Genomic DNA, 23,524 nt, shown 5'->3' with positions numbered 1-23,524 from the left:
CACCCTGATGCGATTTGAACAGTTACACACACTCAACACTAAATGGCTGGCGCTATCCAAGCGGGAGCGCTGGATGATTTTTGGCGCGGGCCTGTTTGCCGTGGTTGGATTAATGGATACCTTTTTGCTGGAGCCACAACGCGTCCAGTTAGCCAGCACGCAACAAGAGATTCTAAAAATACAGAATGACACGACAACATTGACCGAGCAGATGACCACTATTGCCAGCCAGGCTGCACCACAGCCTGAGAGCAATGGCTTTAAGCGTGATATTGATGCCGTGAATGCAAAAATCGCCAGTCAGTCCTCAGATCTGGTGAAAATTTCTGCCTATATGGTGCCGCCGCAGGAAATGGTGCTGTTACTGAAGAAGCTTTTGCAAAAGCACACCGATGTGCAGGTGATTGAAATGCAGTCACTGCCGGTGGTCGACTTTATTGAGAAGCAAAGAAAACTGATACAGGACCAAAAAGCGCCTGCCACCAGCAATCCACAGGATGCGACGGCTGAAGATATCTGGAAAAACGTACCGCATGTTTACCAGCATGCAGTGAAAGTCAGGTTGAAAGGCAAATACTTCGCGCTGATGTCTTATGCACAATCACTGAAAGCGATTGGCCAGAGAGTGGCATGGGAAAACGCCGAGCTGAAAGCCGATTATCCGGAAAGTGAATTGACCGTTCAGGTATATACCCTGAGTGGCGAAAATGCATGGTTGGGGATTTAGCATGCGCGTATTGGTAAAAGCAATGTGGATGTTAATGCTGATGCAAGGTGTTGCCTTTGCGGAAATGGTGGACCCCACCAAGCCGCCGCCATCTGTCATGGAGTATTTGCCAAATGCAGAAATGCAGGCAGAAAAGCCATGGGAGCTGACCGCTTTGCAGCATAACGGTAAGAGCGGATTTGCTGTGGTTAATGGCCAGATGGTGCAAGTGGGCGAGAGCTATAGTGGTTTTAAGCTGGCATCGGTGAAAAACCAGCAGGCGGTATTCGTCAGTAAAACCGGCGAGAAAAAAGTGATCGGGTTAGGTTTGACCAGCTATATCGTGCCTGCCCAGCCACCGGCAAAAATTAAAGCTAAAACAGCCAAACAGACTAAAAAAGCAAAGAAATAAAGTAATAAGTACCTGCGTGTTGAAATGTTCAGCATTCAGGTTAAAACACATTGAGAGACTGCTATGAAAACTTTTGTGAATACCTTGGGTGTGGTGATTATCGGTGCCGGACTGGCAGGGTGCAACAGCAATCCGTTTGCGCCAAGCAATGCATCCATCAACCCTAAAATTCAGAGTGAGCTGAGCAAATCTGCTGCTCAGGCAAAAGGGCATACAGCTCCGTTGCCAAAAGAGGTGACCGACGAACTGTTTGAGCCTCTTAAAATTGAACCGCCCAAATCTCTTGCCAAACGCGTTGAGCCGAGATTCGACCTGGTTGTTAACAAAGCGCCGGCCACTCAGGTGCTGATGGGCATCGTCTCCGGTAGCCCTTACAGCATCGCATTGAGCCCTGATCTTAAGGGAGATATCTCGATTAACTTGCGCGATGTGACGCTGTTTGAAGCGCTGAACGCCTTGCGTGATTTGTACGGCTACGAGTACAAAATGAGTGGCAAACAGATTTTTGTCGAGCCACAAAATATCCAGACAAGGGTGTTCCAGGTGAACTACATCAGCGGAGCACGTAAAGGTACTTCAGCCACGAAAGTCACTTCAGGCACCGTGAGCAATTCAAGTGGTGGTGGCGGTCAGGCTGCGGCAGCTTCCGGCGGTACAGCAGTAGGAACACCGGCAGCATCGGGTGGTGGCGCTGCCAATCTGCAGGTGTATGCCTCTGATGTCAGCATGGGTACCAATAATGATTTCTGGGGCGAGATGGCTAACTCGCTGAACAGCATGATCGGTGAAGAGGGTGGCCGCAAGGTGGTGATCAATTCCCAGTCTGGCCTGATCATGGTCAAAGCTATGCCTAAGGAAATCCGTCAGGTTGAGAAATTTTTAAGCCTGATGCAAGTGACTGTCGACCGCCAGGTGATCCTGGAAGCAAAAATTCTCAAAGTTCAGTTGAACAAAGATTCCCAACAAGGCATTAACTGGTCGGCAGCCAGGTTTATGCGTGGCCGTGATGTGACCTTCGGTAATGTAAGCGGTAACAGCACTGTGAATGGTGACACTGGCAATATCACGGATGGCAATGTCACTACTTCACCGGCAGCGAATCCAGGTTTCCTGGATAACAATTCTGCGATTGGACTGGGTGGCTCGGTATTTGCACTCGCTGTACAGGGCAAGGGCTTCTCTGCATTGCTTACTTTTCTGGAAACACAGGGTAATGTGGAAGTACTTTCCAGCCCGCGTATCGCCACCATTAATAACCAGAAAGCGGTATTGAAAGTCGGTAACGATGCGTTTTTTGTGACTAACGTCAGAACCAACGTGACCACCACCACTGGTGGTGCGATTGTGACACCGGATATCCAGCTGCAACCGTATTTTTCCGGTATCTCGCTGGACGTGACACCACAGATCGATAAAAACGACAATATCATCCTGCACGTACACCCGTTCGTCAGCGATGTGACACAGGTCAACAGGACCGTGACATTGTCCAGTGCTAACGGTGGTGTATATACTATCCCGACTGCGTCTTCCAACATTAACGAAACCGACAGTATCGTACGCACCCGGGACGGCAACGTGATTGCAATCGGCGGGTTGATGTCCGAGTCTATAGATAATACACGGACTAAAGTGCCGGGGTTGGGTGATATCAAATACCTGGGTAACCTGTTCCGCCAGAAGAGCGAAATCACCAGAAAAACCGAGTTGGTGATCCTTCTGAAATCCACTGTAGTACGTGGTGGCGACAATTGGGCTGAAGATATGCTTGAAACTCAGGGCCGTATTGATAAACTGAAGGGTGAGAGCTTCTAGGAGCGGGTTATGTACCTGCAACACTTTGGTTTAAAAGAGTATCCATTTACCATTACCCCGGATACCAGTTTTTATTATGCGACGCGCAGCCTGCAAGAGGCTTTGAATACCTTGCTGGTCGCGATTCAGTCCGGGGAAGGGTTTGTCAAAATTACAGGTGAAGTTGGCACGGGCAAGACGCTGTTGTGCCGCCGCCTGCTTAAAGCACTCGAACCCACCTGCAAAGTGGCGTTTATCCCTAACCCGTATCTTGATCCGCATGCCTTGCTGATGACTTTGGCCACCGAGTTTGGCGTGGCTTTCAAACCGGATTTTACCCACCATGACATGATAGATGCGCTGCACCGCAAGTTGCTGACCTATGCCGAAGAAGGCAAGCATGTCATTGTCTGCCTGGATGAAGTGCAGGCGATGCCGTTGGAAACGCTGGAAGCATTACGCCTGTTAAGTAACCTGGAAACCGAAAAACGTAAATTGATACAGGTAGTGATTTTTGGGCAGCCAGAGCTGGAAGAACGCATCAACCATCCGTCTATCCGCCAGTTGCGCCAGCGCATCAGTTTTGAGTATCAGCTTAAAGGCTTGCAATGGTCTGAATTGGGGTTCTACCTCAATCATCGTATGCATGTGGCCGGATACCAGGGCGGCATGGTTTTCACACCGGCCAGCATGCGACTACTTTACCGCTATGCCAATGGCATCCCCAGATTACTGAATATCCTGGCGCACAAATCCTTGCTGTCAGCGTTTGGCAGAGGCCAACAGGGCGTATCTGCAGAAGATGTCAAAGCCGCTATCCTCGATACACAAGCCAGTGTAAAAGCGCAACACCGGTGGTGGAGCCATGGCTTAAAATGGTGGCTGGCATTTCATTCTGCTCTTGCCGGTGTTGGTCGTTAATCAGGGCTTTGAGGATAAGCAGTGAGTTTAATTAATCAGGTATTGAAAGATGTTGAAGCGCGCCAGGGCGGGACCATGAATGATGGCTGGGCCGGGCAACAAGTCAAACCGGTTTTGACACATCAACCTTCTACTTCCCGGCAATGGGCCAAACGCCTGATTTGGCTATTGATGATTGCGGGCTTGGTCGCTTGGATAATATTCAACCGAACCGAATTGTCAGCGTTTTACCGGTCAACTTTAGCCAGTATTCCATTGGGTAGCGAGAAAAAGTCACAAAACAAGTTAACAGCCACATCAGTGCCAGCAAAAGCAGCCGTTGTAAAAACAGCACAACCGCCACCAAGTGAAGGCAATCCAGTCATGGATGCGCATCCGCAATTAACCAAATCTCTGTTTAGTGAATGGCAAGCCGAGCTTGCTGAGTCTGTGACCAAACCGCCCATTCGTCAAAAAGTGACGCCTGCGCCTGTGTCTAAACAAACGGTTGTCTCTAAGCAAACTTCAGCCAAAGGTGAAGCACCACAGTTTGAAGGCGAATTTTCCATCAAGCCGACCGAAAGCAATTCATCAGGCACGGTGGTTTCTGTCGTTGAACCGCCGCTGGAATCAGGTAACGCTGGTAAAAGCAAAGCCACTGCCGAAACATCCACAGAAACCAATGGCACTGTGAACAAGCATGTGCGGCCGGAACAGGAAGTTAACTTGCTGATTCAAAAAGCAGTTGATCATGAACAAAAAGGGCGGTTGAGTGAAGCGTTGACCATTTTACGCCAAGCACTGGTCACGTATCCGCAATCTGAAGATGCCCGTCAATTGCTCGCCGCTTATCTGTTTGAAACCAAGCAGGAGGCTGAAGCTGTAGCCGTATTGCAGGCAGGTATCAAGCGTAATCCAGAGCAAGTCGGGTTATCCAAATCCCTGGCTAAATGGCAGTTGGCACACAATCAGCCCGAGGCTGTGTTGCTGACTTTAAAACCATTTGCCACTGTGTTGGCGCGTGACGCCGAAAGCCAATGGATGCAGGCAATCGCTTGTCAGCAACTGGGCCAGCACCAGGTAGCTTTGCCTTACTTTGAGCGGGCAATTATTTTGCGTCCGGGTCAGGCGCAGTGGGTGGTGGCTTATGCTATTTCTCTACAGGCAAGCGGTCAAAATGCGCAAGCCTTGCAACAATTACAGTCAGCGCAGACCATGCCATTAAGTGAGCGGTTATCCGAGTTTGTTAACCAGCGCATTCGCCAGCTTGGTGGTTCAGTGCAATCGCGTGACGAGTAAGTGGCTAGCGCGGTAAGTTTATTGCTCACCTGAAATAGCGCTTTACGCTTCGGTACTTTTTAGTGTCCGCGCAACTACCAGTACCGATACTTTTCCAGCCCCCGCTTGTTTGAGTACTTTTGCCAGCGCATGCATGCTCGCACCGGTAGTCATGACGTCATCTACAACCAGCACATGTTTTCCCTGCCAATCTTTTGGTGAAGCAAACGCACCGCGTAAATTGCGGATTCTGGTTTTCATGTCCATGCCCGCTTGCGATGGCGTGTCCATCACGCGCGTGCAACCATCAATATCCAGCGGAATCTTCAATGCTTTTTGTAAGTGCTTTGCCAGTTCCAGGGCATGGTTAAAACCTCGCTGGCGCACTCTTTGTGTATGCATGGGCATGGCAATCATCACGTCCGGGATATTAGTGGCTAACAATGTCGGCAAATGTGGCAGCACAGCCTCCGTGATTAATTTGCCTATGGGTAATTGCTGATGGTACTTGAATTGTTGCAACAAGCGGTCTAGCGGATAAGCATAGCGGAAAGGTGCAAACGTCTGATCAAATGCAGGTGGATGTTGCAGGCAAATGCCACAGTAATCGCCATTTAATGTAGGCAGTGCGCACTGTGGGCAGCGCGATGAGGTATACCAGGGTATTGCGGCCGCGCAATCATTGCAAAATGGTGCATGACCTGTCTTGGTTTCTGACCAATATTCGGGTTGATATTTCTGGGCAGGCGTTGCACACATAGGGCAGGGCTGGCTGGCTTTTAACCAGGCTTGTAGCCATTGTAAAAGGTGTATGTGATTAATATTTAAGCTGTTGTAAAAATTTTTCACGTTTCAGAGTAAACAACCTATAATTCAGCCCAATTAAAATCATCCTAAAACTGTCTGCGATTACTATGGAACAACAAACTTCTTCTAGCGCTTGTAACAGCGAACTGCAAACTTCCATCATTAATATCGATGGCCTCAAAGCCGCCAGTGCCTGCGAACACACTACCGTTGAACGCTGGTCTGTCGATGACATCATGGCATTGTTTGAACTGCCGTTCAATGACCTGCTACACAAGGCACAACTGGTGCATAGAGAACACCATGAGCCGAACGCGGTACAGGTCAGTACCTTACTGTCGATTAAAACCGGTGGCTGTTCAGAAGATTGCGGGTATTGCCCACAAGCGGCGCGATATCACACTGAGGTAGAAAACGAACCTTTAATGAAGCTGGATGACGTGTTAGCCGCGGCCAAAGCGGCCAAAGACAGCGGTGCCAGCCGTTTCTGTATGGGTGCTGCCTGGCGCGGACCTAAACAACGTGACCTCGACCCGGTGTTGAAAATGATTGCTGAAGTGAAAGCCATGGGCCTGGAAACCTGCGCTACGCTAGGCATGTTGAAAGATGGCCAAGCCGAGCAGCTTAAAGAGGCTGGCCTGGATTATTACAACCACAACCTGGATACTGCGCCGGAATATTACGGTGATGTGATCAGCACACGCACTTACCAGGATCGCCTTGATACCTTGGATCGCGTGCGTAGCGTGGATATCAACGTCTGCTGTGGCGGTATTATCGGCATGGGCGAAAGCCGTGCCCAGCGTGCTGGCCTGCTGGCGCAACTGGCAAATATGGAGCAACCGCCTGAAAGCGTACCGATTAACTTGTTAACGCAGGTCGAAGGTACACCTATGCATGGTACCGAAGTGCTGGACCCGCTGGAATTCGTACGCACGATTGCGGCGGCACGCGTGACGATGCCTAACAGTTTTGTCCGTTTGTCTGCAGGTCGCCAAAGCATGGGCGACGCGGTGCAGGCGCTATGTTTCCTGGCCGGCGCCAACAGTATTTTCTATGGTGAGAAGTTGCTCACAACCGGCAACCCGGAAGCTGATGCTGATAATGCGTTATTTGCCAAACTAGGCCTGAAGAAAATCTAGTAATCATATGCTGGACTTTTTACAAGCCGATCTCGAAAAGCGCAAAACCTTGGGACTGACGCGTCAGCGTCGATTACTGGATTCGCCGCAAGCCGAGCATATCACCGCCAATGGTCAGCGATATCTCTCATTTTGTAGTAACGATTACCTTGGCCTGGCAAACGATGCTGCGCTGGTGACTGCCTTGCAACAAGCGGCGGCAGAGGCGGGTGTTGGTAGCGGCGCCTCCAATTTAATTACCGGCCATCACCGTTATCACGACCAACTTGAGCATGCATTGGCGACATTGGTAGGCAAACCGGCGGCGTTATTATTCTCCACCGGCTATATGGCAAATATCGGCGTGATCAGTGCCCTGATGGGACGCGACGACGCAGTGTTTTCGGATAAGCTTAACCATGCCTGCCTGAATGATGGCGCTTTTTTGTCGCGCGCCAATCATCACCGCTTTCCACACAATGATGTCGCCGCTTTGGAAAAGCTGTTGCAAGCCAGTACAGCCCGCCACAAATTGATTACTGCAGACGCCGTATTCAGTATGGATGGCGATATCGCACCCCTGGCCGCATATCTTGAGCTTTGCGAACGTTACGATGCTTATCTCTACGTAGATGATGCGCATGGGTTTGGTGTGTTGGGCCCGCAAGGCCGCGGTACATTGAAACATCTGGGTCTGGAATCGCCACGTTTAATCATGATGGGTACGCTGGGGAAAGCTGCCGGAGTTGCTGGCGCATTTGTTGCCGGGGAGCAGGTGGTGATTGATTACCTGATCCAGTATGCCAACAGCTATATCTACACCACGCCGGCGCCACCGCCATTATCGGCAGCTTTGTTAGCTTCGGTTCATGAAATTGAGCATGGAGATGCGCGCAGGCAACAATTATTTGCCATGATCAATTTGCTGAAAAGTGAGCTGTCACTCACGCGCTGGCATTTACTGCCATCAGAAACTGCGATACAGCCATTGATCGTCGGCGATAATTTTGAAGCGCTTGCGCTGAGCCAATATCTGCAAACGCGCGGTATTCTGGTACCTGCTATTCGTCCGCCTACCGTACCGGTCAACAGCTCGCGTTTACGTATTTCGCTTTCTGCCACGCATGGTGAGCAAGAAGTGCGCGCCTTGATTGATGCATTACATGAAGCCGAGCGCATCATTCCGGTCAGGGAACAGGCATGAGTTGTTTCATAGAAATGATAGGTCAGGGCAAGCCGCTGGTGCTGCTGCACGGTTGGGGCATGAATAGTGCCGTCTGGGAGCGCATCACCAAACGCCTGTCGGCCAACTACCGCTTGTTTCTGGTGGATCTGCCCGGCATGGGCCAAAGCCGCCCGATTACTCCCTACCATTTGCATAGCATGGCTGAAACTATCGCCGAGGAAATTCCTGGGGTTTCAAGTATCCTGGGCTGGTCATTAGGTGGGTTAGTCGCGCAACGGATTGCCTTAAACCAGCCGGACCGGGTTGAGAAACTCATTCTGGTAGGTAATAACCCGTGCTTTGTCAGCAAGCCGGATTGGCCGCACGGCATTGAGGCCAGGCACTTTCAGCAATTCAATGAGCGTTTTGAAAAAGACTTTCAAACAACTTTGCTCAATTTCCTGACTTTGCAATGCATGCTCGCTAAAGACGCCCGTAGCACCGTGCGTCAGTTACGTATCGCTTTCGCTGCCAAGCCAACGCCGACACAGGAAAGCCTTAACCTGGCGCTGGATATCCTGTTGCAAACGGATATACGTGAAGAAGTCAGCCGCCTGTATCACCCAACCCTGATTATCCACGGTGACCGTGACACCCTGGCACCAGTCAGTGCAGCACACTGGTTGGCCATGCACCTGCAACGCGCAAAACTGCGTGTGATTGCCGGGGCAGCGCATGCGCCGTTTCTCTCGCATGCCGATGCTTTCTGCGAATCGGTAGACACATTTATGGCCGAAGACTCCTCGGTGCGCGCTGTTGCGGAGACTTGAATGCAGGATGAATATTCAATAGACAAGGCGCGCATGCGGCAGGCGTTCCATCGTGCGGCAAAACAGTATGATGCCGCCGCCATTTTGCAGCGCCAGGTGCGTGAAGAAATGCTGAGCCGTCTGGATGTGGTCAAGCTGCAACCGCAAGTCATCCTCGATGCCGGATGCGGCACCGGGCATGGCTTATACGCCTTACTCAAACAATATAAAGCCGCAAAAGGCATCGCGCTGGATATCGCCGAGGGTATGCTGGCACGCACTCGCACACTGTTTCCAATATATAAATTCTGGCAATCACAGCCTCGCTTTGTCTGTGCGGATATCGAAACCATTCCTTTAGCGACCGGCAGTGTGGATATGGTGTGGTCCAACCTGGCTATGCAATGGTGTAATGACCTGGATGCCGCCTTGCAGGAATTCCGTCGCGTACTACGCCCTGATGGCTTGCTAATGTTCGCTACATTGGGCCCGGATACCTTGAAAGAATTGCGGGCAGCTTCAGGTGCCGATCATACGCATGTCAGCCGTTTTATCGATATGCATGATATTGGCGATGCCATGACCCGCGCCGGGTTCAATGCACCGGTGCTGGATGTCATGCATTACACCCTGACTTACGATACCGTTGAGTCGGTGATGCGCGACCTCAAGGCGATTGGCGCGCATAATGCCACTGCCGGGCGACCTAAAGGATTGACCGGAAAAGGGTTTTTGCAGAAATTGCGCCAGGGTTATGAAGGTTTCCGCCAGCAGGGAAAGCTGCCAGCGACCTATGAAGTCGTATTTGTGCACGCATGGACAGGTAGCCAGCCGTACACCGAACCCGGCAGCAGCCCGATACAACTGATGCCGCGCAAAGTCACAGCAGAATAAGTGATGACAATCGATTCGTTGCCGCGCCATTTCTTCGTCACCGGGACTGATACCGGCGTCGGGAAAACTACGGTGACGGTGCACCTGATGCAGCACTTTGCCGCACAAGGCCTGAAAGTGGTGGGGATGAAACCTCTTGCGTCCGGTTGCGATTGGGTAGATGGCCGCTGGCAAAACGAAGATGTGAGGCAATTAACCGCCGCCTCAAATGTGCAGGCACCAACTGAACTGGTCAATCCCTATTGTTTTCAACCGCCAATTGCCCCGCATATTGCTGCTGCGCAAGCGGGTACAGAAATTCAACTGGATGTCATCAAGGCTGCTTATACTGCATTAACTGAGCTGGCAGATGTGGTCATTGTAGAAGGTGCAGGCGGTTTGCTGGTTCCGCTCAATAAAACCCAAACCATGGGCGATCTGCTGCGAGTGCTTGAACTGCCTGCGCTGGTGGTGGTAGGCATGCGACTTGGTTGTATTAATCACGCGTTGCTGACCAGGCAGGTTTTGCAGCAGCAAAAAATTCCGTTTTGCGGTTGGGTAGCTAACCAGATTGACCCTCACATGAGCATGCAGCAAGAAAACCTGCAGACGCTGGTTGAGTGGGTACAGCAGCCGCCCGTTTTGCATTTGCCTTATCAAGGACAAGAAACCTAGATGGTAAAACAGTCAGAAATGGGCCAATCCCCCCTAAGCCAGATTGGCATGCACGCACCTGTGCCGCCAGTCACAAAGGCATTGATTGCTATGAATCTATTGGTGTTTGTGATCATGCTCTGGGGTGGTGCCGGCTTCTGGCATTCGCCTAACAATGTGCAACTGACCTGGGGCGCTAACTTTGCGCCTGCTACGGCAGATGGACAATGGTGGCGACTCGGTTCTGCCATGTTCCTGCATTTTGGCGCATTGCATCTAGGCATGAATATGCTGGCTTTATGGGATGGCGGCAAGCTGGTTGAACGCATGTTTGGCCCGGTGCGATTCTTAAGTATTTATATTGTCAGCGGCATTGCAGGTAACTTGTTGTCACTGGTGATCCAGGGCAATGAAGCAGTTTCCGGTGGCGCTTCGGGCGCCATTTTTGGGATCTACGGTGCGCTGCTGGTGTATGTCTGGTATACCAGGCAGCACATGCAACAAGTCGAATTCCGCTGGCTATTCTGGGGTGCGCTGGCATTCTCGGCGCTGACGATTATCATGGGATTTATTATCCCTGGCATTGATAACTCGGCGCATATTGGCGGTTTTGTGACCGGGATTGTTGGCGCAGTATTATTGCTGCCGACCAGTAAAGCGCATCATCCGCATCTGCAAAAGTGGCGTTTTCTTTCCGGCATCAGCTGGCTGATTGCTATCGCGATTTTGCTGACGCATTTGCCGGAACCTAAATATCGCTGGCATGAAGAACTCGCCATCCGCAAACAGGTGCAAAAGTTTACCCTGATAGACCAGCAGGCCAACCGCAAATGGAACGCCATTATGCTGGAAGGGCGCGAGGGCAGTGTCAGCTTTGACGACATGGCTACCCAAATTGATGAAGAAGTGGCGAATACCTACGAGGAAAGTTTTGAAAAACTTTCCTCGCTACCGGATGACCCTAATCTGCCGTCCGCGGCGTTGCTGGAACAAGCCAAGGCTTATGCCTTGAAACGCAGTGAAGACAGTAAAGCTGCTGCAGATAAGTTACGTAACATTCCATTTACGCCTGGTCGCGCAGCCCAGTAAAACGCGCATTCATACGTTTTCTGTAAAACGTATTCAATCCAGCCCTGCAATTTAAAGCGATGGCGCTATAAATCCGTCGCATCTCTCTGTTGCTTGAATTTCTTTTGTTGTTTCGGGCTATGGAATTTGGCATGCAAACGATGAGCCCGAGTGAAAACCCGTTTCCAGAAATCGTCAGATTGCGGCAAGTAATGCGCCTTGAATACCTGCCAGTCTTCACGCGTAAAGCCAAAATCCATACACGAGAAAATCAGTCCGGCAATATCTTTGCGCACGGCAGTGCCATTGGGTGAAACGCCTTGCAGTACACGGTGCAAGTCCAGCAAGTAAAACTCAGTGTCCGCTGTTAAGGATGCAGATTTCTGCAAGGCGATATGGCAAAGGTAAAAGTCTCTATGGCATAAGCCTGCGGCATGAAATTTTTTCGCCAGCTTCGCTACTGCGATTAACATCGCGTGGCGCTGTTCTGCTGAGGCAGGTTGCGATTGCCAGCTTTTGCAAATATCTTCCAGTGATTCAATATCACCTAAATCTTCAGTCAACAAAAATGAGCGCTGGCTGGCAGCACAGTGACCTTGTATGCCATAAGCTGCTATCGGAGTAGTCGCAATGCCAATGTTTTCAAGTGACTGAATTGCACGCACTTCAGTCATGGCACCAATAATCGGGCGTTTAAAAGTCAGCCAGTTTTTGACAATCTCTCGCCAGCCAGTGACGCCATGCTGTTTGATGAAGTAGGATTGTCCGGCAATCGTGAGACGCATGGTTTTACGATTGGCCGCAGCGCGTACGGTATGGCCTTCTAATGCCATAAAATCTTCAAAAGAAAATTCCGTTAAGCGAGACGCGTGTTTAGGCGACAGCCAAAGATGGGTATCAGAGGATGGTGGCACAGGATTACGGTGCTGTGTTTGTTGAGCCAATGTTCTTTTCCGAAGCTAACTGCGTGAGTAGCTTTGCCTCAGCCTTTCCTGGGTTGTCTTGCATTAATTGGTTGGCACAAGCCAGCCCGGCCTTGCTAAACGTTGCACGCTCAGTGGTCAGTGCTTTAGCAAGCGCCTGATCAAGTGCGGATTGTGTAAATGGACTGCCAAGTACGATCCCTGCACCTGCATTTTCTATATATGGGGCATAACCGCACACATTTGTAGTGACTACCGGCAAACCGCAAGCCATGGCTTCCAGCAATACATGACCAGCCAGTTCGCGTCTGGCCGGATGAACCATCCAGTCACATGCTTGCATCAGCTGCGGAATATCATCGCGACCGCCCAGCACCTGTATCTGGCCGCTTAAATGATGTGCCTCAATATGTTTCTGCAACCAGCGTGGATTATCCTGGCCTATGATCAGCATGCGGACATTTTTTCTCATACTTTCCGGCAAACTGGCAATGGCCGTGACTGCGCGGTCAGCCCCCTTGGTTTTAAAGCCGGAGCCTACCAGTAGCAATGCAATCTGCTCAGGCAATATACCGAATGTGTCTGCCAGCCATTGCTTTCTGTGTGCACGGTTAAAACGAGGGAATCGCTGCGGATCCAGGATAGGCGGGATCAGGTGAAAACGCTCGCTTGGTGTCTGGTACCAATGCTGGAATGTCGTTTGTTCCTGCGGCGTCAGCGTCAGAATGTGGGTGTTGCTGCCTGGTGAGAAGATTGATGCTTCTGCCTGCTGGAACCAGCGATAACGACTGGTCAGCCTATACCACCACGGCCGCTCTTCATGTGCTTTAGCAATAAAGCAGGAGTCTGCAGCAAAATAGACGTCTATCGGCTGCATGCGGTTAAAGCCTACGACTAGGTCAAAAGGTTCTGCCTGCACCGCCTGCTGCATCGCGCTAATCAGGCTGGCATGTCTGGTATGGTTACGCCAGCCGTTGCTTGCGCGTAACTTCACCTGGATTTCTACTGGCTGCTGCCCTTGCCATTCACCAGTGAAAATCGTCACTTGGTGACCCAGTGCAACACAGTCTTTTGCAATACGCAGCATGTCGCGCTGCACACCGCCATATGGGAAATATTTGAATATCAGAAAAGCAAACTTCATGGCCGAGATTGTATGCGAAAATAGCGCCCATGAAACGGATTCTGATTGTCAAAACCACCTCTATGGGCGATGTGATCCATGCACTGCCAGCCGTGCAGGATATATTGCAGCATTTTCCGGATGCGCAGATTGACTGGATGGTAGAAGAAAGTTTCGCTGATATTCCCCGTTTGCATCCACACGTTCAGCAGGTGTTTACCGTTGCGATCCGGCGTTGGCGAGAGCAATTGTTAAGCTGCGAATCCTGGCGTGAAGTGAGAGCAGTTAAACGTGCAATCGCCAGCCACACTTATGATGCCGTGATTGATGTACAAGGCCTGATTAAAAGTGCCTGGATGGCGCGCTGGGCACGTGGGCCGCGATATGGTTACGATAAGGATTCTATTCGCGAGCCACTGGCGAGTCGTTTTTACCAGTATCGATATGCTATTTCTTATCGGCAACATGCCGTAACGCGTATCCGTACTTTAGTGGCTTTGAGTTTAGGATATGAAGTACCGCAGGATTTACCGGATTATGGTTTGCAAGGTGGGCAGTCAGTTGCGACCGGTTTGCAAGTAGCATTGACATTACCCAATCGTTTTTGGATCGCTTTGCATGCAACTAGCCGGGACAGTAAATTATGGCCTGAAGCGTATTGGATAGCACTGGGGCAGCACTATGCTGCACTAGGGTTGGCAATGTGTTTACCATGGGCTTCAGTTGAAGAGAAAGCACGCGCAGAGCGTATAGCTTCGCAAGTTAAACAAGCAAAAGTGTCGCAAGCGATGGTATTGCCTAAATTAAGTTTGCAGCAATTGGCGCAGGTCATTCCACTGGCAACATTTGCGGTGGGCGTAGACACCGGATTGTCGCATTTGGCTGCGGCACTGGATATTCCGGTAGTGGCTTTGTACACAGATACCGACCCAGGATTAACCGGGGTTGCAGGTGGACGTAAAGCAGCAGCGATTAATTTAGGTGGCAAACAGCAAGTCCCTGATATCCCTGCAGTTCTGGCAGCAATCAAGCATGTAATCACCTGATCATTGGCACTGGCTTGATCGGTGCCATTCAATTTTCACATAAATCGTTCACTTACCCTTGAAATCAGTAGGGGCATCCCCATGTTTGTGAACATGGTATGAAATTAGTGAAACGAAAAAGTCTTGAATTCTATAGGGGATCATCATGCAAGAACCACAAACATCCGTAGAGTCAGCGCCGAACGAGCAAGCTGTCAACGAGATAAATCCACAACAAACTGATAACCATGAGGCACGTATTGTGGAGCTGGAAGCTGCGCTGGAAGAGGCAAAAGCCCAAGTGCTGTATGTAAAAGCCGAGGGCGAAAACGTCCGCCGCCGTGCGCTGGATGATATTGATAAAGCACGCAAGTTTGCACTGGAGAAATTCAGTAATGAGCTGCTGGCAGTGAAGGACAGCCTGGATGCGGCATTGGTCGTCGAAAACGCGGATGTCACTAGCTACAAAAATGGTGTTGAATTGACCGCCAAGCAATTACTGGGTGTGTTCGAAAAATTCAATATTGCAGAAATCAATCCATTGGGCGAAAAATTTGACCCCAACAAGCATCAGGCAATCAGCATGGTGCAGGCGGAAGGTGAGCCTAATACAGTCTTGAGCGTACTGCAAAAAGGCTATGCACTGAATGAGCGTGTATTACGCCCGGCGCTGGTGACTGTCATCCAAGCAAAATAATTTATACAACCACATTTTAACCACATTTCCATTGGGGACTTGAAATCTGTTCAGGCATCCCAATTATCGAAACATGAGGTTTTGATTAACAATGAATGTGATTAATAAAATTTAAGGAAGCGAAGAATGGGAAAAATAATTGGTATTGACCTGGGGACCACCAACTCATGTGTAGCCGTCATGGAAGGTGGCAAACCACGTGTGATTGAAAACGCTGAAGGTGCGCGTACAACGCCATCTATCATTGCGTATCAGGAAGACGGCGAAATTCTGGTAGGTGCACCGGCCAAGCGCCAGGCAGTGACTAACCCTAAAAACACCTTGTTTGCGGTGAAACGTTTGATTGGTCGCCGCTTTGATGAAAAAGAAGTGCAAAAAGACATCGATTTGATGCCTTACACCATTTCCAAAGCAGACAACGGTGATGCCTGGGTTGAAGTGCGCGACAAGAAACAAGCACCGCCACAGATTTCTGCTGAAGTTTTGCGCAAAATGAAGAAAACTGCCGAAGACTATTTGGGTGAAGAAGTGACTGAAGCAGTGATTACTGTGCCAGCTTACTTTAACGATAGCCAGCGCCAGGCAACCAAAGATGCGGGCCGTATTGCTGGTTTGGACGTTAAACGTATTATTAACGAACCAACTGCTGCTGCTCTGGCATTTGGCCTGGATAAACAAGAAGGTGACCGCAAGATCGCGGTATATGACCTGGGTGGTGGTACGTTCGACGTGTCTATCATTGAAATTACGGAAATCGATGGCGAGCACCAGTTTGAAGTATTGTCGACTAACGGCGACACATTCCTGGGTGGTGAAGACTTTGATAACCGCATCATCGACTTTTTGGCAGATGAGTTCAAAAAGGAAAATGGTCTGGACTTGCGTAACGACTTGCTCGCTAAGCAACGCCTGAAAGAGGCTGCTGAAAAAGCCAAGATTGAGTTATCTGGTGCGCAACAAACTGAAGTGAACTTGCCTTATATCACGGCAGATGCCACTGGTCCTAAACACTTGGTGGTGAAAATCACGCGTGCCAAACTGGAGTCATTGGTGGAAGACCTGATCGAGCGCACTATCAGTCCATGTAAAACAGCATTAAAAGATGCCGGTGTGTCTCCTTCAGATATTTCTGACGTGATTTTGGTGGGTGGTCAGAGTCGCATGCCAAAAGTGCAAGAGAAAGTGAAAGAGATTTTTGGCAAGGAGCCACGTAAAGACGTAAACCCGGATGAAGCAGTGGCAGTAGGTGCTGCGATCCAGGGTGGCGTGTTGAAAGGTGACGTCAAAGATGTATTGCTGCTGGATGTAACACCTTTATCCCTGGGTATTGAAACCCTGGGCAGCGTGATGACCAAGCTGATCAAGAAAAACACCACGATTCCTACCAAGGCATCACAAGTGTTCTCGACAGCGGAAGATAACCAGAACGCAGTAACGATTCATGTGTTGCAAGGTGAGCGTGAAATGGCTGCTGGCAACAAGAGCCTGGGTCAGTTTAACCTGAGCGATATTCCACCTTCACCACGTGGCATGCCACAAATTGAAGTGACTTTCGATATTGATGCCAACGGTATTTTGCATGTGTCTGCTAAAGACAAAGCCACTGGCAAAGAGAACAAAATCACCATCAAGGCTAACTCAGGTTTGTCTGAAGAGGAAATTCAGCGCATGGAAGAAGATGCTGCTAAATATGCTGACGAAGACAAAAAACTGCGTGAACTGGTGGATGCCCGTAACCAGGCTGACAGCGTATTGCACAGCGTGAAGAAATCTCTGGCTGAACACGGTGACAAGATCGAAGCTGATGAAAAAGCCAAGATTGAAGATGCGGTGAAAGAGCTGGAAGCTGTCGCCAAAGATGGTGATGACAAAGAGGTCATTGAAGCTAAAACCAATGCCTTGATGGAAGCATCACAAAAACTGGGTGAGAAGGTCTATGCTGAGCAACAAGCACAGGCCAATACCGAAGGCGGCGCACAACCACAAGATGAAAAAACAGTGGAAGGCGACGTGGTAGATGCCGAGTTTGAAGAAGTGAAAAAAGACTAATCCTAAAGGGCGAGTGGTGACACTTGCCCTTCTTTATGATGCCGGCAAACACACTTCGTTGATAGCGAGTGTGTTTGTTTGTATGGCGCAGGCGCATGATGGCGCAAATGCATAATCGGAATAAATATGGCAGCTGCAAAAAAAGATTACTATGAAGTGTTGGGTGTAAACCGCGATGCTGGGGATGAAGAGATTAAAAAATCCTTCAAGAAACTGGCAATGAAGTTTCATCCTGACCGCAACCCGGATAACCCCAAAGCTGAAGAAAGCTTTAAGGAAGCCAAAGAAGCTTACGAAATATTAAGCGACGAGCAAAAACGTGCCGCTTATGACCAGTATGGTCATGCTGGTGTCGACCAGAGCATGGGCGGTGGTGGCTTCAGCGGATTTAACTCCGGTAATTTCAGTGATGCTTTTGGTGATATTTTCGGTGATATTTTTGGCGGCGGCGGTGGTCGTAACCAGCGATCGAATGTGTATCGTGGTGCTGACCTGCGTTACAACCTGGAAATTTCGCTGGAAGACGCGGCTAAAGGGACTGAGACTAAGATCCGTATCCCGGTGCAGACTAATTGTGAAACATGTCATGGTTCAGGCGCCCGTCCAGGCACTTCGCCTGTGACTTGTACCACCTGTAACGGCCATGGCCAGGTGCGTATGCAACAGGGCTTTTTCTCCGTGCAGCAAACGTGCCCGAAATGTCATGGCAGTGGCAAGATGGTAAAAGAACCATGCCCAACCTGCCATGGTGGCGGCCGCATCAAGCAGAACAAAACCCTGAATGTCAAAATTCCGGCCGGGGTTGATGAAGGTGACCGTATCCGCTTGAGTGGTGAAGGTGAAGCCGGGGTAAATGGCGGGCCAACAGGTGATTTGTACGTGGTGGTCCACTTAAAAGAACATGCGATCTTCCAGCGTGAAGGCGCCAACCTGCATTGTGAAATGCCTATCAGTTTTAGTACGGCTGCTCTGGGTGGCGAAATCGAAGTGCCGACACTGGATGGCGCTGCGAAAATGAAAATCCCCTCCGAAACGCAAACGGGCAGTGTATTCCGTTTACGTGGCAAAGGCATCAAACCATTGCGCTCCAGTGAACATGGCGATTTGATGGTGCACGTGGTGGTAGAAACACCGGTGCGCCTGACTGAAAAGCAGAAAGACTTGTTGCGCGAATTTGAGAGTAGTACCCAAGCAGATGCCGGCAAACACAGCCCGAAAAATAAAAGCTGGGTAGATAAAGCGCGCGACTTTTTTAGCTGATTTTTAAATGAATGGATTAACGGATATCGCAATTTTTTGCTTTATCCGTTTTCATTTTTTGTATCAGGGGAATAAGGCACTAAATTGCATTGGTTACAATTCAATAACAATTAAATTTTGATTTTTACAATTCAGTTACAGCTCGGTCAAATAATTGCAATAACTCTCTCCTAAACTAGAGCCATCTTTAAACGAAACACAAAACGTTTTGTTTAATGGCTAGCTTGGTTGATTTGTCAACGACTAGCATTGATTTCCTCCTGATCCAAACCCCCTTTTAACCCGCCTTAGCGGGTTTCTTTTTGTCTGCTACTTTCGCAACATCGTCACGCATATATTCCGAGATTGCTGAAATTAATGGTAAGCAGCGTGTAGTCTGTAAACGCAACATCGTTTATGATGATTAGCAATTACATTACAGGATCAGCTTCAAGTTGATTCTGCACATATCCATCATGTTAAAAATCGCTATTTTTAATGCTAAAGCAGACGTAGGGGCAACAACGACTGCGCTTAATTTGGGCGCTGCCTGGCAACGCCAGCATAAGCCGGTTCTGTTAATCGATATGGATCCGCAGGCGCGCCTGACTGAGACTTACAAACACATCGGCCTCGATGTGCAAAAGCATTTGTTCAGGTTTTATCAGTCTGATACGCCGTTACTAGAATTGATTCAGCCTTTGCGTAACGGGCTGCCGCTGATTACAGCCAATAAAGAGCTGATGAATCTGGATTCGCAGTTTGGCCGCGGGCCTGCAACTTTGAAAAGGCTGGCTGAAGGCTTGGCAAAGTTGCAGCCTACGCATGCTGAATATGCAGTGCTAATGGATTGTTTCTCCGGAATCGGAGTTATTTCTCTAAGTGCCGTTTTCGCCAGTGATCTGGTGCTGGTGCCGGTGTCTGCTGATTATTTATCCATTCATTCCGCTGTTAAAGTTGATAAAGCGCTCAATGCGTTACAGCCGGTGTTAAAACGGCGCATCCAGCGCCGCTTTCTACTGACGCGTGCCGATAAACGTAAGGAAATGACCGCTGAAGTTGCGCAGGAAATGCGTCGCCTGTTTGGCAACGAAGTGTTGATTACCCAGATCTCAGAGCATGCGGCCCTGGCAGAGTGCGCACGTATGGGTCAGCATGTGTTTGAGTATGATGCTGCGAGTGCCGGGGCACGTGATTACATGACACTGTATTTTGAGCTGCAAGATATCATCAAGAAATTGCCACTTTCGACATCATAGTCACTGCATTTAGCGATGGCGGCTTCCCAGCCATTGTCGGCGCCAGAACATCAGCAGCATCACTGATGCAATGCCAAGCATGATAAGGATCGCCCACCAGAAACCATACGGATCATGCGTCCATGGCATCTCTTCGAAATTCATACCAAAAATACCGGCGATTAATGTAGCTGGCATAAACAGCATGGCCACTACCGTCAGTGCGCGCACTTCCAGGTTCACCCGCTGGCTGATACTGGTCATATAAATATCCATTAGGCCGCTCAGCATGTCACGGATAGCTTCAAGAGATTCTGTAAAGTGTGCGGTGTGGTCGTACAAGTCGCGTAAATAGGGCAAGGTTTGCGGACTAAAAAAGCCATGCTCATTACGAATCAGGCTGTTCAACACTTCGCGCAGCGGCCACACGGCACGACGCAACTCAATGGTGACATGCTTGAGCCTGTGTATGTTTTGCAGATCTTCCGGGCTGGGCTGGTCAAGCAAATGCGTTTCGAGCAACTCGGCATCTTCGTTGATCGCTTCCAGCACCTGGAAATAGCGCTCCATCAAACTGTCCAGCAGTGCATAACAAAGGTAATCCGGGCCACTTTGGCGCAACAATACCTGTCCTTGCCGCAACCGCTCGCGTACCGGTTCAAAACTGCCGGATGGCCGTTCCTGAAAGCTAAGTAACCACTCACGGCCCAATGCAATACTGATTTGCTCTGAGCTGACACTCATGGACTCCGCATCGTAATAAAACAAACGTGTTTCAAGAAAAAGGTAATCCGGGTAAGTATCCAGTTTAGGCCGTTGCTCGGTATTTAAAATGTCGTCTAAAACCAGCGGATGCAATTTAAAACGACGGGCAACCGCTTGCAGCAACGCAATGTCCAGCACGCCATGTACATTAATCCACGAGGTATGTTCTGCCGGTGCCTGCCATTCCACGATGTCGTGCATAGTCAGTTGCCTGGACTCCATATCATTGGCGTTGTAGCTGATGCTATGGATACAGGCAGGCGTTGCTTCATTTTCTGTGGCAGTTTCGGGTGTTAATCCCGAGCTGGAAGTACCAAGTAAGCGATGCTTGCGGTGAGAGTGTTTGCGTTTGGCCATAAGTATAGGAATCAACAATGCGGGTTTAGCATAAGCGTTCATTATGCGGAAATCAAGCCAAAGCTAAGCGGCAAAGCCAACAGGCAGGCCACAAGCCAGTCTATGATAAAATAAGCGAAACTATTCAATGAAAGAATCGCATGTCTGGCAACACCATTGGTACGCTGTTTACCCTGACTTCGTTTGGCGAGTCGCACGGCCCGGCCATCGGCGGGGTGGTTGATGGTTGCCCGCCAGGTTTGGAATTGTCGGCAGCGGATTTGCAGGTTGACCTGGACAGACGTAAACCTGGGACTTCCCGTCATGTGACCCAGCGCAGTGAGGCTGATGAAGTTGAAATTTTGTCTGGTGTATTTGAAGGCAAAACCACTGGTGCGCCTATAGGGTTATTAATCCGCAATACCGACCAGCGCTCGCAAGACTACAGCAAGATCATGAATACGTTCCGGCCCGGACATGCAGACTACACATACACCCAAAAATATGGCATTCGCGATTATCGTGGCGGTGGCCGTTCCAGTGCTCGTGAAACGGCGGTGCGCGTAGCCGCAGGCGCCATTGCCAAAAAATGGCTGAAACAAAAATACGGCGTGCAGATTCGTGGCTATCTGAGCCAACTGGGCGAAATAAAAGTGCCATTCGTTAGTTGGGATGCGATATCGCAAGAAGGTAATCCTTTCTTCTCGCCAAATTTGGAGATTCTGCCGCAGCTTGAAGCCTACATGGATGAAATCCGCAGTGAGCGAGACTCTGTTGGCGCGCAAATCACCGTTGTGGCTGAGCGTATGCCGGTGGGTTTAGGCGAGCCGATTTTCGACCGCCTGGATGCAGATATTGCGCATGCCATGATGAGTATCAATGCCGTAAAAGGGGTTGAGATCGGCGCCGGATTTGCATCAATTGCTCAACGTGGCAGCGAGCACAGTGATGAGCTGACGCCACAAGGCTTCGCTACGAATCATGCAGGTGGTGTGTTGGGCGGCATTTCAAGCGGCCAGGATATCGTGGTCAATGTGGCGTTTAAACCAACTTCGAGTATCCCTCAAGAGCGACGCTCTATCGATCATGCCGGTGAACCGGTAATGATGCAAACTACAGGTCGTCACGATCCGTGTGTGGGTATTCGCGCAACGCCGATTGTGGAAGCAATGTTAGCGCTGGTGCTGATGGATCATGCTCTGCGTCATCGTGGCCAGAATGCCGATGTGCAATCTGCAGTACCCACATTGTAAATCCATAAAGATTACCAAACCTTCAACTTTCTAACCGATTGACAGGTACAAGCTGATCACGGTTATCCTTTAAACGCGAGTATTTAATGAGTCACGCTTTACACTTTAATCTCTCGCGTTTCTATTTTATCTATTATTTCTTTGTTGGCGCGTTTGTCCCTTATTGGGGCTTATACCTCAGCTCAGAATCCTTTTCCCCGGCTGATATTGGCATCCTGATGTCTTTGTTCCAGGTCAGCCGCATCATCGCACCTAACTTATGGGGTTGGCTGGCTGATCACACCAGGCAAAGAGTGCGCTGGATCCGCACCACTGCATTTTTAGGTTTATTTGGTTTCGCCGCGATTTTCTGGGCACATGATTTTATGACCATGTTTGTGGTCATGGCAGCCCTGAGTATGTTTACCAGTTCGACCTTGCCGCTATCCGAATCCCTTTTATTGGCGCATCTCGCGAGCACCAACGGCCATTACAGCAAAATACGTTTATGGGGCTCGTGGGGCTTTATCGTGGCCTCAATTCTGTTGGGCTACCTGACCGACTGGTTCGGCATTAAAAGCCTGCTTTGGTTTATCCTGGTTGTGCAATGCGTGCTGTTCGGATTAACCTGGAAGCTGCCAGAAGCGCATGTGCCACCGCATGCAAATGACAGTTTTTCAGTGTGGAAAATCCTTAAGCAGCCTGCGGTCATTTCCCTCCTGGTTGGATGTGCCATGATGGTGACCGCGCATGGGTTGATGTATAACTTCTACTCTATCTACCTGGCCGAACATGGTTACAGTAAAGGCATGATAGGCTGGCTGTGGGCCTTGGGCGTCATTTGCGAAATTGGTATTTTTATCAAAATGCCGTGGATTATGTCCCGTTTCAAACTGAAAACGATTTTAGTCGCCAGCTTGCTGATAGGCGTCATTCGTTTTTCCATGATGGGTTTGGTGCCGGATCACTTGGGGTTGTTGTTGCTGGCGCAGACTATGCACGCATTTACCTTTGGCAGTTTTCATGCGGCTGCAGTGGAGGTGGTCACGCAATATTTCAATGGCCGCCATCAGGCCAAAGGCCAGGCCATCTATAACAGTGTCGCGTATGGCATAGGCGGTGCCCTTGGTGGCTTGCTAGGCGGGTTTTCACTGCAGTATCTAGGCGGGCAGCTCACTTTTACGCTGGCTGCTTTATTTCCTTTATTAGGCGCAGCGATTGTCATGTTCGGACTGCATTTATCGCAACCCTATGCCCGCAGCGGCATGTTCAGCCATTAGCTAAGTGCAGATGTGAAAACAGCCCGCATG

22 protein-coding genes are annotated in these 23,524 nt (G+C 49.8%); 18 read left to right on the top strand and 4 right to left on the bottom strand.

The genetic code is table 11. The annotated features are described in order from the left end of the window. The first annotated feature begins 7 nt into the window (after positions 1–7). From gspM to LPA26_RS08000, 5 genes are all read left to right on the top strand, one after another. On the top strand, positions 8–727 hold the full coding sequence (gene gspM / locus LPA26_RS08020; protein WP_229007950.1) for a type II secretion system protein GspM: 720 nt from the start codon (positions 8–10) through the stop codon (positions 725–727). Between the two features lies 1 nt (position 728). Further along, complete coding sequence (locus LPA26_RS08015) at positions 729–1,118, top strand: hypothetical protein (RefSeq protein WP_229007949.1); 390 nt, start codon at positions 729–731, stop codon at positions 1,116–1,118. Between the two features lie 63 nt (positions 1,119–1,181). Further along, on the top strand, positions 1,182–2,933 hold the full coding sequence (locus LPA26_RS08010) for a secretin N-terminal domain-containing protein (protein ID WP_229007948.1): 1,752 nt from the start codon (positions 1,182–1,184) through the stop codon (positions 2,931–2,933). 9 nt (positions 2,934–2,942) lie between these two features. Beyond that, a complete protein-coding gene (locus tag LPA26_RS08005) occupies positions 2,943–3,833 on the top strand; it encodes an ExeA family protein (protein WP_229007947.1) in 891 nt (296 codons plus the stop codon). 21 nt (positions 3,834–3,854) lie between these two features. Continuing rightward, on the top strand, positions 3,855–5,111 hold the full coding sequence (locus LPA26_RS08000) for a M48 family metallopeptidase (protein ID WP_229007946.1): 1,257 nt from the start codon (positions 3,855–3,857) through the stop codon (positions 5,109–5,111). Between the two features lie 42 nt (positions 5,112–5,153). On the opposite strand, the gene LPA26_RS07995 is transcribed toward LPA26_RS08000, so the two are convergent. Beyond that, positions 5,154–5,849 carry a ComF family protein gene (locus LPA26_RS07995; RefSeq protein ID WP_229007945.1) on the bottom strand — a complete coding sequence of 232 codons (696 nt, stop codon included), beginning with the start codon at positions 5,847–5,849 and terminating at the stop codon, positions 5,154–5,156. Positions 5,850–6,004: 155 nt separating this feature from the next. Between LPA26_RS07995 and bioB the strand changes: the two genes are divergently transcribed. Genes bioB through LPA26_RS07965 form a run of 6 tightly spaced genes read left to right on the top strand, consistent with a single transcriptional unit; the run spans position 6,005 to position 11,608 of the window. Next, the gene (gene bioB / locus LPA26_RS07990) at positions 6,005–7,039 is read left to right on the top strand and encodes a biotin synthase BioB (RefSeq protein ID WP_229007944.1); all 1,035 of its coding nucleotides are present in this window, start codon (positions 6,005–6,007) and stop codon (positions 7,037–7,039) included. A 7-nt stretch (positions 7,040–7,046) separates the two neighbouring features. Next, a complete protein-coding gene (gene bioF / locus LPA26_RS07985) occupies positions 7,047–8,222 on the top strand; it encodes an 8-amino-7-oxononanoate synthase (RefSeq protein WP_055826925.1) in 1,176 nt (391 codons plus the stop codon). Beyond that, positions 8,219–9,013 (top strand): pimeloyl-ACP methyl ester esterase BioH, encoded by a 795-nt coding sequence (bioH, locus tag LPA26_RS07980; protein WP_229007943.1) that lies wholly within the window; start codon positions 8,219–8,221, stop codon positions 9,011–9,013. Before bioF ends, bioH begins: the two co-directional genes overlap by 4 nt. Continuing rightward, the gene (gene bioC / locus LPA26_RS07975) at positions 9,014–9,886 is read left to right on the top strand and encodes a malonyl-ACP O-methyltransferase BioC (protein WP_229007942.1); all 873 of its coding nucleotides are present in this window, start codon (positions 9,014–9,016) and stop codon (positions 9,884–9,886) included. 3 nt (positions 9,887–9,889) lie between these two features. After that, entirely contained in the window at positions 9,890–10,540 is a 651-nt protein-coding gene (gene bioD / locus LPA26_RS07970) for a dethiobiotin synthase (protein WP_229007941.1), read from the top strand. Positions 10,541–10,558: 18 nt separating this feature from the next. Further along, positions 10,559–11,608, top strand: coding sequence for a rhomboid family intramembrane serine protease (locus LPA26_RS07965; RefSeq protein WP_370634367.1), 1,050 nt, complete (start codon positions 10,559–10,561; stop codon positions 11,606–11,608). Positions 11,609–11,673: 65 nt separating this feature from the next. Here LPA26_RS07965 and rfaP read toward each other — a convergent pair whose 3' ends face one another. After that, positions 11,674–12,420: a lipopolysaccharide core heptose(I) kinase RfaP gene (rfaP, locus tag LPA26_RS07960; RefSeq protein WP_229007939.1), complete on the bottom strand. Its 747-nt coding sequence runs from the start codon at positions 12,418–12,420 to the stop codon at positions 11,674–11,676. 85 nt (positions 12,421–12,505) lie between these two features. Next, the gene (locus LPA26_RS07955) at positions 12,506–13,654 is read right to left on the bottom strand and encodes a glycosyltransferase family 4 protein (RefSeq protein WP_229007938.1); all 1,149 of its coding nucleotides are present in this window, start codon (positions 13,652–13,654) and stop codon (positions 12,506–12,508) included. Positions 13,655–13,683: 29 nt separating this feature from the next. Here LPA26_RS07955 and waaC point away from each other — a divergent pair, with 29 nt between their 5' ends. The 5 genes from waaC to LPA26_RS07930 all read left to right on the top strand — a co-directional run bounded on the left by waaC (position 13,684) and on the right by LPA26_RS07930 (position 19,902). After that, positions 13,684–14,679, top strand: coding sequence for a lipopolysaccharide heptosyltransferase I (gene waaC, locus LPA26_RS07950; protein ID WP_229007937.1), 996 nt, complete (start codon positions 13,684–13,686; stop codon positions 14,677–14,679). A gap of 145 nt (positions 14,680–14,824) precedes the next feature. Further along, positions 14,825–15,355: a nucleotide exchange factor GrpE gene (grpE, locus tag LPA26_RS07945; protein ID WP_055826905.1), complete on the top strand. Its 531-nt coding sequence runs from the start codon at positions 14,825–14,827 to the stop codon at positions 15,353–15,355. Positions 15,356–15,481: 126 nt separating this feature from the next. Then, complete coding sequence (dnaK, locus tag LPA26_RS07940) at positions 15,482–17,404, top strand: molecular chaperone DnaK (RefSeq protein ID WP_055826902.1); 1,923 nt, start codon at positions 15,482–15,484, stop codon at positions 17,402–17,404. A 126-nt stretch (positions 17,405–17,530) separates the two neighbouring features. Then, positions 17,531–18,664, top strand: a complete 1,134-nt coding sequence (dnaJ, locus tag LPA26_RS07935; protein ID WP_055826900.1) for a molecular chaperone DnaJ — start codon at positions 17,531–17,533, stop codon at positions 18,662–18,664. 455 nt (positions 18,665–19,119) lie between these two features. Further along, entirely contained in the window at positions 19,120–19,902 is a 783-nt protein-coding gene (locus LPA26_RS07930; RefSeq protein WP_229007936.1) for a ParA family protein, read from the top strand. 9 nt (positions 19,903–19,911) lie between these two features. Here the strand turns inward: LPA26_RS07930 and corA are convergent, their stop codons facing one another. After that, positions 19,912–21,003 carry a magnesium/cobalt transporter CorA gene (corA, locus tag LPA26_RS07925; RefSeq protein WP_229007935.1) on the bottom strand — a complete coding sequence of 364 codons (1,092 nt, stop codon included), beginning with the start codon at positions 21,001–21,003 and terminating at the stop codon, positions 19,912–19,914. A gap of 140 nt (positions 21,004–21,143) precedes the next feature. Here corA and aroC point away from each other — a divergent pair, with 140 nt between their 5' ends. Next, entirely contained in the window at positions 21,144–22,235 is a 1,092-nt protein-coding gene (gene aroC, locus LPA26_RS07920) for a chorismate synthase (protein WP_229007934.1), read from the top strand. A gap of 86 nt (positions 22,236–22,321) precedes the next feature. Then, positions 22,322–23,494, top strand: a complete 1,173-nt coding sequence (locus LPA26_RS07915) for an MFS transporter (protein ID WP_229007933.1) — start codon at positions 22,322–22,324, stop codon at positions 23,492–23,494. The last annotated feature ends 30 nt before the right edge of the window (positions 23,495–23,524 follow it).

The organism is Methylophilus sp. Leaf408, assembly GCF_916856905.1.
In the GTDB taxonomy this organism is placed as follows: domain Bacteria; phylum Pseudomonadota; class Gammaproteobacteria; order Burkholderiales; family Methylophilaceae; genus Methylophilus.
Note: the sequence above shows the minus strand (reverse complement) of the source record. Positions and strands in the feature narration are given on the sequence as shown.